This window comes from Curtobacterium sp. WHRI 8282 (assembly GCF_040223925.2).
Lineage (GTDB): Bacteria > Actinomycetota > Actinomycetes > Actinomycetales > Microbacteriaceae > Curtobacterium > Curtobacterium flaccumfaciens.
On sequence record NZ_JBEHCD020000001.1, the window covers coordinates 666,953 to 681,918 of the forward strand.

17 protein-coding genes are annotated in these 14,966 nt (G+C 66.3%); 3 read left to right on the forward strand and 14 right to left on the reverse strand.

The features are described from left to right. Positions 1 to 29: 29 nt before the first annotated feature. Positions 30 to 386, reverse strand: coding sequence for a hypothetical protein (locus ABRP24_RS03295; protein WP_301628846.1), 357 nt, complete (start codon positions 384 to 386; stop codon positions 30 to 32). Positions 387 to 474: 88 nt separating this feature from the next. On the opposite strand from ABRP24_RS03295, the gene ABRP24_RS03300 reads away from it, so the two are divergent. Next, positions 475 to 807: a DUF4190 domain-containing protein gene (locus ABRP24_RS03300; protein ID WP_051597022.1), complete on the forward strand. Its 333-nt coding sequence runs from the start codon at positions 475 to 477 to the stop codon at positions 805 to 807. Positions 808 to 888: 81 nt separating this feature from the next. On the opposite strand, the gene ABRP24_RS03305 is transcribed toward ABRP24_RS03300, so the two are convergent. The 4 genes from ABRP24_RS03305 to ABRP24_RS03320 form a co-directional block, all read right to left on the reverse strand. Continuing rightward, positions 889 to 1,458, reverse strand: coding sequence for a manganese efflux pump MntP family protein (locus ABRP24_RS03305; protein WP_111056467.1), 570 nt, complete (start codon positions 1,456 to 1,458; stop codon positions 889 to 891). Between the two features lie 230 nt (positions 1,459 to 1,688). Then, on the reverse strand, positions 1,689 to 2,543 hold the full coding sequence (locus ABRP24_RS03310) for a LamG domain-containing protein (protein ID WP_214522638.1): 855 nt from the start codon (positions 2,541 to 2,543) through the stop codon (positions 1,689 to 1,691). Continuing rightward, positions 2,540 to 3,424, reverse strand: a complete 885-nt coding sequence (locus ABRP24_RS03315) for a S26 family signal peptidase (protein ID WP_214522639.1) — start codon at positions 3,422 to 3,424, stop codon at positions 2,540 to 2,542. The genes ABRP24_RS03310 and ABRP24_RS03315 overlap by 4 nt, the downstream gene beginning before the upstream one ends. A gap of 152 nt (positions 3,425 to 3,576) precedes the next feature. Further along, a complete protein-coding gene (locus ABRP24_RS03320) occupies positions 3,577 to 4,230 on the reverse strand; it encodes a hypothetical protein (protein WP_027466885.1) in 654 nt (217 codons plus the stop codon). 175 nt (positions 4,231 to 4,405) lie between these two features. On the opposite strand from ABRP24_RS03320, the gene ABRP24_RS03325 reads away from it, so the two are divergent. Next, positions 4,406 to 4,852 (forward strand): MarR family winged helix-turn-helix transcriptional regulator, encoded by a 447-nt coding sequence (locus ABRP24_RS03325; RefSeq protein WP_051597024.1) that lies wholly within the window; start codon positions 4,406 to 4,408, stop codon positions 4,850 to 4,852. A 23-nt stretch (positions 4,853 to 4,875) separates the two neighbouring features. On the opposite strand, the gene ABRP24_RS03330 is transcribed toward ABRP24_RS03325, so the two are convergent. The 5 genes from ABRP24_RS03330 to ABRP24_RS03350 form a co-directional block, all read right to left on the reverse strand. Further along, complete coding sequence (locus ABRP24_RS03330) at positions 4,876 to 5,844, reverse strand: NAD-dependent epimerase/dehydratase family protein (protein ID WP_349847603.1); 969 nt, start codon at positions 5,842 to 5,844, stop codon at positions 4,876 to 4,878. After that, positions 5,844 to 6,404, reverse strand: coding sequence for an MOSC domain-containing protein (locus ABRP24_RS03335; RefSeq protein ID WP_250897974.1), 561 nt, complete (start codon positions 6,402 to 6,404; stop codon positions 5,844 to 5,846). The genes ABRP24_RS03330 and ABRP24_RS03335 overlap by 1 nt, the downstream gene beginning before the upstream one ends. A gap of 71 nt (positions 6,405 to 6,475) precedes the next feature. Continuing rightward, the gene (locus ABRP24_RS03340) at positions 6,476 to 6,895 is read right to left on the reverse strand and encodes a MauE/DoxX family redox-associated membrane protein (protein WP_071404117.1); all 420 of its coding nucleotides are present in this window, start codon (positions 6,893 to 6,895) and stop codon (positions 6,476 to 6,478) included. A gap of 55 nt (positions 6,896 to 6,950) precedes the next feature. Then, a complete protein-coding gene (locus tag ABRP24_RS03345) occupies positions 6,951 to 7,421 on the reverse strand; it encodes a hypothetical protein (protein ID WP_349847602.1) in 471 nt (156 codons plus the stop codon). Between the two features lie 11 nt (positions 7,422 to 7,432). Next, complete coding sequence (locus ABRP24_RS03350; RefSeq protein WP_371836727.1) at positions 7,433 to 7,582, reverse strand: alpha/beta fold hydrolase; 150 nt, start codon at positions 7,580 to 7,582, stop codon at positions 7,433 to 7,435. A gap of 296 nt (positions 7,583 to 7,878) precedes the next feature. On the opposite strand from ABRP24_RS03350, the gene ABRP24_RS03355 reads away from it, so the two are divergent. Then, complete coding sequence (locus ABRP24_RS03355) at positions 7,879 to 8,271, forward strand: hypothetical protein (RefSeq protein ID WP_349847601.1); 393 nt, start codon at positions 7,879 to 7,881, stop codon at positions 8,269 to 8,271. On the opposite strand, the gene ABRP24_RS03360 is transcribed toward ABRP24_RS03355, so the two are convergent. The 4 genes from ABRP24_RS03360 to ABRP24_RS03375 all read right to left on the reverse strand — a co-directional run bounded on the left by ABRP24_RS03360 (position 8,268) and on the right by ABRP24_RS03375 (position 14,825). Further along, positions 8,268 to 8,729, reverse strand: coding sequence for a hypothetical protein (locus tag ABRP24_RS03360; protein ID WP_214526513.1), 462 nt, complete (start codon positions 8,727 to 8,729; stop codon positions 8,268 to 8,270). The two genes, ABRP24_RS03355 and ABRP24_RS03360, sit on opposite strands and share 4 nt — an antisense overlap. Next, a complete protein-coding gene (locus tag ABRP24_RS03365; RefSeq protein WP_349847600.1) occupies positions 8,726 to 10,753 on the reverse strand; it encodes a GNAT family N-acetyltransferase in 2,028 nt (675 codons plus the stop codon). The genes ABRP24_RS03360 and ABRP24_RS03365 overlap by 4 nt, the downstream gene beginning before the upstream one ends. A gap of 276 nt (positions 10,754 to 11,029) precedes the next feature. Beyond that, complete coding sequence (locus ABRP24_RS03370; protein ID WP_349847599.1) at positions 11,030 to 11,329, reverse strand: hypothetical protein; 300 nt, start codon at positions 11,327 to 11,329, stop codon at positions 11,030 to 11,032. A gap of 358 nt (positions 11,330 to 11,687) precedes the next feature. Continuing rightward, positions 11,688 to 14,825: a DEAD/DEAH box helicase family protein gene (locus tag ABRP24_RS03375; RefSeq protein WP_349847598.1), complete on the reverse strand. Its 3,138-nt coding sequence runs from the start codon at positions 14,823 to 14,825 to the stop codon at positions 11,688 to 11,690. Between the last annotated feature and the right edge of the window lie 141 nt (positions 14,826 to 14,966).

A 14,966-nucleotide genomic window follows, 5' to 3' on the forward strand; every position in this document is an offset into this window, starting at 1 on the left:
GGGGTGCTGCCCTGCCGGTCAGTGCCGCATCAGACCTCGGCGACGGCCCGCAGCTCGAGCGCCACGGCGTTCAGGTCCCCGATCAGCCCGTCCGCCCGGTCGGCGTACTCCGGAGCAGGTGCCCCCGCATCACGCCCCTTGCCGTTCGGCCACGGTGCCCGCACCGGCGCGGCGACCGTCAGCAGGTCGTCACGGTCCCAGCCGTGCTCGAGCAGCCCACGCGCATGGTCCACACGCTCCTGCACCCGGACGACGTGGGGGTCGTCGTGCTCGGTGAGGAACGCGACCAGCCGGTCGCCGCGGATCACGTACCGCCGGAGCTGGTCACGTCGGTCCCGCTCGTCGTACCGGCCGCCGTGCAGCAGGTGTCGGCGCAGCCATCCCATGCTCCGATGATCCCACCGCACATCGCGGCCCGTTGGTCCTGTACGTTTCCTGTGTAGACATCCCCCTGATCAGAGAGGACGCGGCGCCATGAGTGACGGCACGCCCCAGTACAACCAGCAGAACCCGAACCCCTACGCAGCTGGCGGACAGCCCTACGGCGCTCCGATGCAGCCCTCGTCCGACCGCTTCAACGTCATGGCGATCGTCGGGTTCGTCCTGGCCTTCGTGGTGAACATCGCCGGCCTCGTGGTGTCCATCATCGCGCTCTCGCAGATCAAGAAGACCGGAGAGCGCGGCCGCGGCCTGGCCCTCGCCGGCGTCATCATCAGCGCCCTGTCGCTCGTGTTCGGCATCTTCTGGATCATCTTCGTGGTCACGGTCCTCGCGAACACCCCGACCAGCACCACGGGCGGGTACTGACGCCCACCAGCACCAGACCGGAGGCCCGTGGCAGCTCGCCACGGGCCTCCCGTTCGTCCGGTGTCGGTTCTGACCGCGGCCTCAGCCGATGACGCCGGTGTGCTCCAGCACGATGTTCAGACCGATCAGGATCAGGACGACACCGCCCGCGATCTCCGCCGGCTTGCCGAAGCGGGCACCGACACGGCGACCGACCAGGACCCCGACGAACGACAGCACCGCGGTCGTGATCCCGATGAGCAGCACCGCGCCGCCGATCGAGACGGGCAGGAACGCCAGGGTGACGCCGACCGCCAGGGCATCGATGCTGGTCGCCACCGCCAGCACGAGGAGCTCCCGGATCGGCAGCCGATCGGTGTCCTGCTCGGTGTCCTCGTGCTTCGAGAACGCCTCCCACAGCATCTTCCCGCCGATCAGCGCGAGCAGCCCGAACGCGACCCAGTGGTCGAAGGCCGCGATGTACTGCGCGAACGCCGACCCGAGCAGCCAGCCGAGCAACGGCATCACCGCCTGGAACACCCCGAACGTGAGCGCGATCACGATCGCGTGCCGCACGTCGAAGCGCTTCATGTGCAGGCCCTTGCCGAGGGCCACGGCGAAGGCGTCCGCGGAGACGCCGAGCGCGATGAGGAAGAGGGCCCAGAAGGACATGGGGTGGCGCCTTTCGAGACGGTCGGATGGAGACTCCGACGTCTCAGGACCTGACGATCCTGGCACGGCCCGGGGCACGAAAAGGCCTGATCAGCGGGATTCGTCGGCCCGAATCCGCGGGTTGGTGGGCCCGGTCCGCCAACCCGGCCCACGTCGTCGACGTGACCAGGGGACGGACTGGAGGCCCGTGGCGGGCACGGCCACGCGCCTCCAGGCCGGCAGTCAGTGCGTCAGGAACCGGCGGCCGCGTGCGCGGCGACCTGACTGGCCGTCAGTTCGGTGCCGTAGACGGCGGCGTACCGCATCGACCCGGTGAAGTACGGGTTGTTCGTGGAACCCGGCCACCCGCTGACGACGTCGTAGCCGACGCGGAAGTACCCGGTGAAGTTCTCGGGGCTCTTGAAGGCCGCGTTCGACGCGACGAGCGTGCCGTCGACGTACAGGCGCATGCCGTTGGTGGGCGACATCGTGGCGACGGTGTGGTGCCAGGCGCCGTCGGTGTAGGCCTTCGGCGAGGTGAGGACCTGCGTGGTGCCGCTGAACGTGCCGAACGCGAGCTGGCCGCTGGTGGTCACGTAGAGTTTCCGGTCGTGCTGGCTCGACGCTCCGGTCTGGCTGCTGCCGAAGCCGATGAGCATGCCGCCGGCGACCGTGGTGCGGAACCAGACCTCCTCGCTGAAGGTCGTGGGGTTGGCGTACGAGCGCGGGGTGGAGACGTAGCTCGTGGACCCGTTGAGCGCGTAGGCGCTCCCGCTGTCACGCGGGCAGGCGTTCGGGCTCGGCGTGGTCGCGGTCATGGCGCCCTGGTAGGTGCCGTTCGCAGCACGACCCGACCAGTCGGTGGCCGTCTTCGAGCCAGAAGCCTCGGTCAGGCGGTAGGCGAACAAGGCGTTCACGGTGTCCGCGCCGACGGCGCCCGTGCACGTGAAGTACGGGGCGGTCGCCGCCGTGTTCGCGCTGTTGGTCACGCGGGCGGTGTACGCCGAGCGGGTCGGGGCGAACTGGTTCAGCAGGACGACGACGGCCAGGGCGACCACGAGGAGAACGGCGACGACGCGACCGTCGCGCAGGCGGCGGAGGATCACGAGGGACGCACCGCCTCGACGCGGCCGACCGCCAGGCACGCCACGAGCGGCACGAGGCACACGGCGATCAGTGCGACCCAACCCAGGGGGTCGAGGTCGATGTTCGACATGAGCTGGTAGTGCCCGTTCTTCGTCAGCTCGTGGATGACGACCCGGCCCATCTCGCCGTCGACCAGGTGGACGCTGTTGCCGCCGTGGGCGTCGACGCGGACCGGGAAGATCCCCGACGAGATCACGGTGGCCTCGACGCCGGCCGGGCTCGAGGTGTTCGTGATCGTCGTCACGTTGACGAACGGCTTGAACACGAACGCCGCGTACGAGACGGTGAGGGCGCTGCCCGCGATCCGCAGGCAGGAACGGGTCACCCGGTCGGTGAACGCGCTGGTCAGGGTCAGGATGATCAGCGTGCCGATGAGCAGGATCGGGGCGGCACGGAGCAGCCAGCCGATGCGCGGGACCAGGAGCGCGGGGGTGCCGATCACGTCGGCCTGGGTGAGCGTCCACGGGTCCGTCGCGCCGTTGACGTCACCGCGGGTGTGGATCCCGCCGTCCGCGTCGATCGAGACGATGCGGTGCGTGTAGACGACGTCCGGGTTGGCGGAGGTCTCGAACGAGACGATGTCGCCCACGCTGAGCGTGGCGACGTCCACCGGCAGGTCGAGCACGAGGGTGCCGACCGGGGCGGCTTCGCCCATCGAGGGGGTCTCGACGACGAACCAGCGCCCGCCGGCGGAGAGGAACAGGACGGCGGCGGTGAGCAGCAGTGCGGCGATCGCGGCGACCGACCAAGCGAGGACCGTCTCGGAGCGGGTGACCTGACGGCCCCGGAGGACCGGGCGGTCGAGCATGCCGCTGAGCGGGATCGCTGCGGTCTGGCTCATGGGCTCTGCTCCGGGAGGTCGGGGTGGGGCGGGGGTCTTGCTGGTCTTGCTGGTCTTGCTGGGGTGGCGACGCTCGGCCGGAGGGGGGTCGGCCGAGCGTCGCCGGTCTGGGGGAGGGGTGATGGGGGTGGATCAGGCCGGATCAGGCTGGATCAGGCCGTGAAGGTCCAGGTCATCGGGACCGAGGCAGCGAGGCCCTGGTAGGTGTTGCCGGCCGAGGAGTCCAGGGTCACCGCGAAGTTGAACGGGACGCTCGCGCCGGCGGCCGGAGCCTGCGGCATCGTGAAGGCCGACGCCGCCGCACCCTTGAAGCTGGCGAGGGTGCCGCTGAACACGGTGGTCGAACCGGAGGTGACGACGAGGTTCATCTTGGCGCAGAGGTCGGTCGCGGTGCCGTTGGCCGAACCGTTCGCCGACTGGGTGCACGTGGCGCCCGGGTTCAGCGTGAAGGTGCTGGCGTTCGCGGTGCCGGTGTTCTTGATCGAGATCGCGGTGTTGACCGTGTTGCCCGGGGTCATCGTCGTGCTGCCGCCGAACTTGTTGATCGTCGAGCAGGTCGCCGAGTTCGTCGAGACCGAGCCGCCGTCGGTGCTGAGGCAGGTGACGGTCGCGCCGGCGTTCTGCTCCTGCATGATCAGCGTGCCGCTGCCGGCGGTGTTGCTGCTGTTGGTGATGCTCGCGGCGAACCCGGAGAGGGTGCCGGTGAGCGAGAGGGAGAGCAGGACGGCGGCGAAGATACCCGCGAGGAGCGCCACGGGGGCGAAGCGGATCCGCTTCAGTGCGGAGGTGCGGAGCTTGGTGGACACGGGGTACCTCTTCGTTCGGTGGTGGTTTCAGGAAGTCGGGGGAAGCAAGACCTTCGGGCTGTTTTACTTCGATGGTTAAGATAGTCAGTGATTCACCAAGTTGACCACTCGTATACTCACCCCAGTGAGGGGGACGCACCTTGTCCCCCGGTCCCCGACACGGAAGAAGGCCCTCGTGGCAGCAGCACCGAACGACGACGACGCCGCCGATCTCATGGCCGCGTTCACCGCCGTCGTCCGTGCGAACGCCAGCCTGGTGAGCCAGCTCAGCGCCCGGGCGGGCGTGCACGAGAACGCCCTCCGCGCCCTGGTGCTCATCAGTGACACCGGGTACTCCACGCCGACCGAGGTCGCCGGGTACCTGGGGCTGACCTCGGGCGCGGTGACGAACATGATCGACCGGATGAGCACCGCCGGCCTGCTCGAGCGCGCACCGAACCCGGCCGACCGCCGGGGCTCACTGCTGCGGCTGCTGCCCCCGGGCCACGTCGTCGTGTCGGACTACCAGGAGCGGTACGCAGCGATGCTCCGAGCCGTCGACGGGGCGCACAAGGGTGAACTGCACGAGGTGCTCAACGACCTGGCGACGAGTCTGTACGAGCAGGCTGCCGCTGCGACCTGATCTCGCTCGTGCGGACCGCGCGTCTACCTGGTGTGGATCGCCCGTTCCGCTGTCGCGGTGAGGCCGGCACGGCGTTCCCGATCCGTCCCGCGGGCACGCTCGTCCTCGAGCACCCGCACGACGGTGTCCCGGAGAGGTCGGGTCACCCCGCCGGCGTCCGTGAACGCCACCGCGGAGCGCTGCGCGAACCCGGCCTCCGACACCGGGATCCACAGGGGGAGTGATCGCGGTCCGGCCCAGTAGGCCACGTCGTGTGCAAGCAGGACGTCGTCGTCGACCGTGACCAGCTCGTCGTCGAAGCCGGTGACCTCGGCGACGCACCGGAAGAAGTCCTGCATCGGCGTCGGAGCGCCCACGGCGTTGACCGTACCGACGAACCCGTCGCGCCCGGCACGGACGAGCCAGGCGGCGAGGTCTGCGACGTCGATCACCTGGACGAACCGCTCCGCCGTCGTCGGCACCAGCACCGGCCCACCTCGGTCGAAGCGTGCCGGCCAGTACCCGAACCGGTCACTGGGGTCGCCGGGCCCGACGATCAACCCCGGTCGCGCGATGAGCAGCCGCGATCCGAGGCGGAGCCGGGTGGTGCGTTCGGCGAGGACCTTCGCGTCGGCGTAGGCGGACGGGTCCCTCGGCTCCACCAGTCGAGCGGACTCGTCGGCGCCCGGCTCGTCGTTCTCTGCGTACACCGAGACCGTCGACACCAGGGTCCAGTGCGCGGCCCGGTGGGCGAGGGCGTCGAGCGCCGGGGCGACGAGTTCGGGGGCGTGGGCGAGCTCGATGACCTCGTCCCAGTCGCCGGTGGCCTGTTCGTAGGCGCCGGGCAGGGTTCGATCCGCCTGGACGAACCGCGCTCCCTCGGGGACGCTGCCGGTGGTGCCCCGGGCGAGGCAGGTGACGTCGGCGCCCTCGGCCAACAGCTCGTCGACGATCGTCCGTCCGAGCCAACCGGTGCCACCGAGCACCAGGACGCGTCGCACGCGCTGGGTCATCAGACGGGCTGGAGGGGTCGTCGTTCGCCGTCGGGGAGCTCGACCCGGATGCGATCGCCCGGTCGAACCGTGCCGCCCGTGAGCACGACGCTCATCACGCCGCCCTTGCGCTCGACCGTGCCGTCCTCGGCGCGCCCCAGCACGGCACGCAGGAGTCCCGGCTCGAAGCCGTTGATCTGCTGGCACGGGTTCCGCAGGCCGGTGACCCGGACGGAGGCGTCGTCACCGAGGTGCAGCACCGCTCCCTCGGGCAGTCCGAGCAGGTCGACGCCGCTGGTCGTCACGTTCTCGCCCATCTGGCCCGGCTCGACGCTGAACCCGGCTTCGGCGACCTCGTCGAACAGCTCGGCGTGCAGCAGGTGGACCTGGCGCAGGTTCGGCTGCGAGGGGTCACGGGCGACCCGGGAGCGGTGCTGCACGGTCGTGCCGGCGTGGGCATCACCCTCGATGCCCCACCCCGCCACGAGCGTCACCGCGTCGACCAACGGCTTGCTGAACCGGTGCTCGCCGTCCTTGCTCACCGCGACCACGCGCGGCTGATCCATGTCGTCCCCGCTCATGGGGCCGATTCTGCCCCATGGCCGCGGCCGCGCGAGTGCAGCGCCGATCAGCGGCGCTCGCGCAGGCCGGTTCAGCGGCGCTTGCGCAGCGCGTTCGTGGCCCACAGGGAGACGGCGATGAGCACGGGCTGGAACAGCAGGCGGACGAAGCGCTTGGTGTCGGTGTCCAGGCCGAACCCGTCGCGGTGGTGCATCCACTGCGCGATGTTGCCGGGGAAGACCGCCAGGAAGAACACCGCGACGACCCACCCGACCGTCACCTGACGCCGAGCCAGGAGCATCAGCGCAGCCCCGAGCGAGATCTCCACCACGCCGGAGGCGATCACCGTGACGTCCGTCGGCAGCGGCACGAACTTCGGCACCTGCGCCTGGAACTCCTCGCGGGCCACCGTCAGATGGCTGATGCCGGCCCAGGTGAGCAGCGCGCCGAACAGGATGCGGACGATGGTCCGGGGGCGGGTGGAGCGGACTGCGGGGGTGCGGGTTGCCATCGGGGTGGTGCCTTTCACGGTCGTGGTGGGGTTCGGTGGAGTGGGGGAGCCGAGGTCAGCGGCTACGGCTGCGGGGGACTCGGCGTCGGCGTGCGGCCTCGAACGTGATCGCGGCAGCAGCGGCACCGAGCGTGAGGATCCGGGCGACAGGACGGCCGCGGGTCGAGGCGGCCAGACGCAGTGCGCCGACGAGCGCGAGTGCCCCGGCAACACCGGTCGTGGTCGTCGCCTGCCGGTCTTCGAGGTCGATCACGAGCCGGGTCCCGCCGAGGGCGGTCGCCGCGATGGTGGCGCCGGTGCCGATCAGGTCACTCCCGGGGGCACGGCGGACCGCTGCAGCGGCGAGTCCGAACCCGGACAGGACTTCCAGGGCCGGGATGCCGAGTGCGTGCGGGACGCCCGGCTCGAAGCCCCGGCGCTGCATCCGCTGGGCCCTGGCGCGCAGCGGGGTGCGGCGAACCGTGGCGAAGCCGTGCCCGGCGAGCAGGCCACCGGTGACGAGGTCGATCCAGCTGGTCAGTTTCACGTGGTGCTCCATTAGGTTGTGCACAACCTAACACGTCGGGGACGATGTGTCGTCGTGACGGCCATGAGTGCGAGTGCACGAACACGTTGCGGGTGTTGTTGTGTGTACGCCAACGCGAGCGAGGTTCCCCAGGAGATCCCGGTGATGACCCAGGCGTCGATCCCGCTTCTTCATGGCGTCCCCGCACCCGACGCTGTAAATCGACGGGCTTCCCACGACGCCGCACCGGTGACTCGCCGCCGGGAAAACCGCAGCGGACCATCGTCGCCCTGCTGAACGGGCGCCGCTGGTAGCCGACCATTACCCTCAAACTCATCGGCACTCAGGGTTCGCCGGCCGGGGCGCTCGAACTGCTCCGTGTCCTCGAGCCGGAGCGGCCGGAAGAACTCTGGTACCGCGACAACGACACCGGCCCGCCGGATACGAGGTCCTCCGCTCGTACCGGGACGCCGAGGAGGTGGTCCGTTCCCGGAGCGACCACAGCCCGTGGGCATCGATCTACCGCGACGTCGGCGACGACAACGACCCCGACTGGTGGCGGTTCTGCTTCGAAGTCCTCAGCAGTGGCGATCGCATTTTCATCTGCGGTTGCGTCGAAGTGCCTGGCTCAACCTGGTTCTGGTCGAATTGGCCACGACCGGTCGACTTCGGCACCTTGACGTCGGCGACGGTCGGTCCCGCGTGGTACCGCGGCGAGGTATGGGAGCAGCAGCTCCGTCCAGCACTGAACGCAACCCGCTTCGAGGCCGACCAGTTGTGGGGGTACCGGTGGCTGAACCGGTGGAACGACCGGTCGCTGCTGGAGCAATTGCGCACGCCGCTCTCTGATCCGACTCCGCTTTCGGGTTAGCCGACGGCGGTCAGTGCCGGCAACATCGTCGAGGTACCGCTCTCACCCCATGCGCGGAGGCGTTCTTCTCGCGCTGGGTCGACGTACCGGAAGCTCTGTGGTGGTTCGAGCCCGATTTCGCTCCGGAGCAGTGCCAGCGGCATGGCCTTCGGCCACCGGATTGGCGAGCGCACACGCAGGATGGCAGCGTCGTTGACGTTGTCGAGGTACTCCTCGAGCGGTTGCCGATGAATCTGGATCTCATGCCGGTACAAGTCCCATACGGACGACGCGGCAGGGCGGTCGATGCCTTCGAGCTCGATGGTGCCGAGGACTGCGCGGTCCGGGGTGCTTGAGTACACGTAGATCGTGGCGGGCGTTGCGACGGCGGGAAACCGTCGTCGAACCTCGGCGGTCTTCGTGCCCTCCAGCAGTGCGTGTGCGAAGGCGGGCCGCACTGAGAGCAGGATCGATGTCAACGTGCGCTCCTGCCTTGGCTCTGGATGAGGTCGTCAAACAGCGTGGACGGTACCTGCCGGAACGAGGGTATCGGGTGCTTCACGTCGTGCTGCTCCAACAGTTCGGCAAGTTCGGGACCCCCGATCCGGCGGCCTAACAACTCAGTGTCCTCGAACCGTATGACAGTGACTCGTCCGCGCTTGTCGGCAGCTGAGCGCACGTCCCGACGCTTAAACACCCCGACCTGCTTGTGTCTGCGAAATGCCTCGTCGGGTGATGTGCGCTCGTAACCGAGGCTCCTGGAGTAGGCAACGATGCTCCGAATGGTTTCCGTGTCGTCCGCAGAGGCGTACCAGAGGATGCGAGCGCCAGGTGGGGGAAGCGCTCGACTGCTCCCGCTGTAATACACGTGTTCTCGCGAGAGGCCCAGCGCCAACGGTCGGTCGTCTCCCCAGAGCGCTTGCCTCGGGATGCCGAACAGCGGGTAGACGAAGCGCGGCTGGATGGGCGCGATGTATGTCGGTGCCCCTGCCCGCAAGAGCACCACGGGCCAGAACCGGTGCTCAATGTCTCGCAGCTGCGCTGCGGTCTGGAGTACCTCTGTGGGGTGGTCGGCGAGGAATCGCGATGCAGGTTCTGCCCGATCGATCACTTCGGCACACAGCTCGTCGTCGAAGCCCTCTGTCCGGAGACCGTCGCGGACGACATCGGCGACTACTGGGTCGGTGATCTCGACGACGGGCAGCTGGTTCTGACGGGCGACGTGGCGCGTGTGACGAGCGAGCTGGAGCGCGACCGTCGTCGTTTCGCGACGGCGTGCGACTCGCAGGAGCGGAATCACCAGCATCTCGTCGCCAGGATGTTCAGCGAGCATCGCCCAGGGTCGTTCCCGTTCGTCGATGAGAACTCGGGTGGACCTCGGGTGGGATGCGATTGACGCGCGGATGAGCCGTCGTAGATCGCTGCCTCGTTCGTTCCGCTCGTGGGTGAGGAACGTGTCGACCAGCTGGTCGATCGTGAAAAAAGTTGCCGGAACCCAGCGCAGGTCGATGTCCTCGATGAGTCTGGACTGGAACACGGGTTGCCCGAGCCGTTGATCGACCTGCTGTATTAGCTCATGCGGACGGAGAACGCGAAGCTGGGTGTCGACGGGGAGGTAGGAGTCGGCAAGTCGCAGCAAGCGGGTGTCGTTCGTGACGAAGAACGCCGCGTGTGCGGCAAGCGCGTCAGCGATGTGATTCAGGTCGTCGCGCAGCGACGGGTCTGCCGCGAGCTCTTCCGGGCCGATTCGTTGCAACAGGACGTCGAGCACTGAAGTATCTTCACGGCGAATGGACCGCAACCGAACGAGGTGGTCCGCTCCGGAACGTTGTCGGGAGCGTTCGTCTTCGTCATCAATGCGGTCGATTTCGACGTCAACCTGCGGAGAGACGACCGCAGTGATCTCCGCCGCTATCCAGTCTGCGGTGAGGCCAAGGGACGCATCGCGATCAGCGCGATCGAGTTCGGAGGAGCCGTAGAGGTCGGCGACGATGTTGGTGTCGTACACAACCAGCGGCAGCCCTGCCCCGAGCGCCGCATCTTCGAACAGGTCAAGCTCTCCGAGTGGCATCCACCAGCGCGTCAGGGTGGATCCGGCGGCCGCCCGGCCGGCTCGTTCGCCGCGGGGCGACAGTCCCACAGCCGCCCAAAACCGATCCAGCCCGTAATCGCGACGACAGTAGGCGACAACGCCAATGGCTTCGGGGTGAGCCTGCACCGCGGCATCAACGAGCAGCTTCCCGATGCCCGTCCCGCGGAGACCGACGCAGACGTGCACCAGCTTGATGTAGCCGGCGCGTGGGACGTCGTAGATGCAATACCCGACGATGTCTCCGCCGACGCGGGCGATGACGACGGTGCCGCGTCCGAGACGGTCCTCGAACGCGGAGTCCGTTAGGAACCCGAGCGTGGCCCGGTTCGCTTTCGCAAGCAGCAGTAGTTGGTCCCAATCGTCCGGCTTCGCGCTGACATGCTCGAGAACGACGTCGTGTTGCCCATCCATGGTGGTCTCATCGTGCCGATCACTAGACGTGAGTAGGACTCGACGCGCCGCTCGGCGCGTGAGGTTGTCAAGGTCAAGGGATTCCCAATCGCCGCTCGGGTCCCCGTCAAGCCCCCCTGTCGAATGGAGGACGCGGACTTGAGGGCGTCCGGAATGGCCCGTGTTGAAGACCAGGCGGGTCAGCCGTGCGTCACATAACGGAGTTCCGGTTCTGACCCACGCCCAGGCTTCGCAACGCTTAGGTCCGGTGTGAGTGGGCATCACTGACGCGCGGCGCTAGATGTTGATGATCTGCGCCAGGCTCTGCTCGGGCGCGTCGGGCGTGAGCCGCCAGAAGATGGCGATGTTGATCGGGCCGCTGAGAGTGCCGCGTTCTACGACTACGAACTCGAATGAACCGCCTTTCGGGACTTCTGTCCAGTCGTCCTGCCCGGAGCGCATCCGCGCCCGCGTTCTGTCGTCGTTGCCTTCGACGTGAGCCCACGCCCTGTGCCCCGTCCGGTTGAGTGCCATCCACCGCTCCGCGCCTGCGTAGTGGAACTCCCACTCGTCGAACGCGGCGGTCCGCGCCGCCATCTCGACTTGTCGCTCCTGGGCCGTGGCGCTCCGTTCGCCGACCGTGTGGCGCTTCGGTCCGTTCGAAGCGAGATTCGCTCACTGGGCTCGTCAGAAGGTTAGACCACCGCAGTGCTTCAGCCCGCCACTGGGAGGAGTCCAGTTACCTCGGTGCCCGGAGCGTTTGCAGCATTCGCGCGTTCATGACCGACGGCCAGGCCCTTCCGCACCGACAACTGTCGACGGACGCCTTACCTGTCCGCATAGCCGCGCCGCACACGCTCAACTTTGACTGGTTGTCCGGACTCGCTGCCAATTTACTTGTCCCAATCGGCCGACCGCCTCGCGCGACTCACCACGGACAACTCGGGGGTTCTCCTCAGGGGCTGCAGGTCACCGTCACGACCGCTTGGTTCCGCACCGCACTATCAAGAAATGTTAGGAACTCCCGCACTTGGCCCGCAGACGTGGGGACCGGATCCAATGCAAGCTTCGTTTGCAGAGCCGAAAAACTCAACCCTGGCTGCACGACCGAGATGCGACATTCAAGCGTCGGCGCACGATCAGCCAAACTCTCATCGCTGCGCAGCGGATCACGCCCACATAAGGCTCGAAGGTCGCCAAGGGCACCAGCAATCAAAATCGCCCTGGGATTCTCCTCGCCGTCGATCCGCCGTCCCAACCTTTTCCAGAACTCACGATCCGTGAAGTGTCGACGGCTCTTAGCCGCCTGCTGAGTGACTACCTGAAGGTCATCGACCCGCACGGACGGGGTTGCGGTTTGTGAGTACTTCGAGTGCCAGAATTCGACTCGAGGTCTGTTCCCCGGCGAATATTCAATAACTATGTGGTCAGCTATTTCGCCAGGTCCGTCGTTACAGAGGACCCACCGCATCGTCCCTGGGTCAGGCACCACCGCAGCCAGTTGAGCCTCGACCCAATCGTGGATCGTGTCAGATCGACCGTCAACCTTTGCTTCCTTCTTGATATCGATTCCAGCCCAGTCGACCTTGTCGAAATCCACGTCAGGCAGACTACTACTCGTTCGCACGGGAGCGTACGTCATCGATCCGAGGATCGTCTCACCATTCAGCAGGTAGATGGTCGGTGGAAGAAGCAGGAAAAGCTCCTCGATATTCGCGATTTGGCCAGACCCGCGGCTAAGCATCGGGTCGCCTAATGTGGTGCGAAAGCGACCGGAGGTATCCTGAGCTCCGCGCCACAGCACGATGTCTGGGGCCTCTGGGGCGATAATCTGGATCTCGAGTTCGGTGGCAGTGAGCGACCCCTCCACACCCTCGACATCAACGGCGTCGAGGGTTTGGCCTCCGCTGAACTGCCATCCTTCACCTCGGACAGCCGGGTGCAATTCTGCGGCAACAATGTCAGTATCGGACGCGAAAACTTCCGTCCGGACACCTTTCGCGACATCAGGGAGCAAAGGGCCGGAATTAGTTTGTCGAGGGAACCAATAACGGGCCGCAAGGTCAACCGTAAACGCCTCATACTCGCGCAGTCCCAAGTACCGGGTTTCCCAATACTTAGTCTTCCCAGTCGCGAGGCCTGCAGTGACCGACGAGCCACCGGGGACTTCCACTTGTGCCATCGCGTGTCCAAGAGCGCGACTATTCGTGTCAGCGTCTCGAAGACCTCTTTCTATTCCACTGCCGGCAAACATAGCGTACGACGGAGTTCCAGGGGTTCCAGCGAAAGTATTCCTCACCCCCACAGAGGACACCGAAAGTCGCTCCTGACTGTCGAAAGCGTCCTGCAAGGAGCGCGGGTCGCTTGATCGCAGTTCGCTAGTGGGATCAATCAGGTCGCGTATCGCTGTGGCCATGCCATCGTCGTGGCTATTGACAAATAGGAGGCTTGGCCGGTCGGTTCTCTTCGACTCATGCCAGCTCACGATATGCAGGTCAAATACGGGCCGCGTGAGCCCGTCGTCGCCGGCATACCAACGCGGCGTCTCCAGCTGATACGTGACGAGGACGAGATGCGTATGAGATTGGTTCAAGCCCGCGTAGGCAACAGTTTCGGGGCCAATACGAGCGCCGCCTCGCAGCTCCTCGGGAACCTCGCCCAACAAAAAAGCGGTTGGAACCCACGTCGCCTGGGTGTTAACTTCGAAGATCTGAGCCCGAGCCAAAGGCCGGAGAGCCGCCAGCGAGATTTCTGTTGGCGCGACATCAAATGCTGCTAAATACTGCTCATCTAATTTCCGCGTATGTATCTCATCATCAATGAGGCCGGGCAATAGCGTCGCCCATTCCGCATCTTCGGCATAGAGCTTCCACAAAGCCGCCTTGAGAGCCGGGTAGATATCCTGATCCCTCGCGGTGATAAGAACAGATCGCTGCGGGTGTAAAGCGCTGACACGCGCTAGCCTGCCAATGAACTGCATTGTGATGGGCACCGACTTGTGCTTGTCGTGATAGCCCACTATACGGAGACTGGGTAGGTCGAAGCCTTCGGCCAGCATGTCGACCGTGACGACCGCGCGAAGCTCGCCTTCACGCCACCGCTTGATTATTTGGTCTCTCTGCGCGCTGGGCACCTTGGATGTCAGTATCTCGGCGTCCAGTCCGAGGTCGCGGTAGAGCGTCTGAAGAGTCGAAGCGCGCGCGACGCTGCTTGCTCGAATGAGAACGGCTGAGTGCTCGTGCGCCTGCTCGTGCGCCGTGTCGACGACCGCCCTAGCGATAGCATCATCCCGCTCACCGAGTGTCGAGTCCTCAGCTGTTGCGAGCACCAGCGGCTCGACGACTTGATAAATCCCGTCCGTGATCGCGCGGCGTAGCGGATAGTGGAAAACGTGACTACCCGGAACGCGACGACCGTCAGCACGAAGTGGAGTTGCGGTCAACAAGACTGCGCGCGCATCTCGGTAGTGATCAAGAATCGCCGTCCAGGTTGGCGCAGGTGCATGATGCGCCTCATCAATGATGATAAGGTCGAAAAACTCCGGATCCGGTCTAGATTCTTCGTCAAAATGAACGGGACTGATGGATTGCGGCAGAGCTATCACAACATCAGCCAGCGCGAGCCGATCCCAATCGACCTCGCGGCCCGTCACAGTCTCGACTACGGGCCGCAGGCGAGTCGTCCCGAGAGCGCCTATCTTCCGAAGTACGTCCTCGCTTCGAAACGCCTCGGCCAACTGGGTCCGGAGTTCTACGCTCGGAACGACAACGAGCACCCGCTCGGCGCCCGCGAGGTAGGGCAGCGCCGTCTCCACAGCGGTCTTACCCGCGCCCGTCGGCATCGACACCAAGATGCGCTCAGTCACATCAAGCGTCCACTGCGCAACTACAGCAGTAAGCGCTCCGATCTGGGGGTCCCGCCACCGCGGCGATTCAGGACGACCGAGCAACACAAAGGGAGAAGTACCGGATTGGTAGTGAGAAGCGCGCGCCACTAGGTCAGCATATAGCTGAGTTAAGGTCAAGCCCAGCCCCGGGGCCAATGAAGATAAGTCCCGTTTCCAGGGGCGCGCCTTTCTCCTCCTGCTCGCCATCGTTAGGCGAAGCCTCCGCCTGCTGCCCCGGCCCTAGGCTGCCAGGACTCATCATCGGCGACGAGGCAGGCGAGTGATCCGACCTTCACTGTCGGGCGGTGCTTCGAGACCCTCCCGAGGAGCCAACGTCGTAATCGTTGC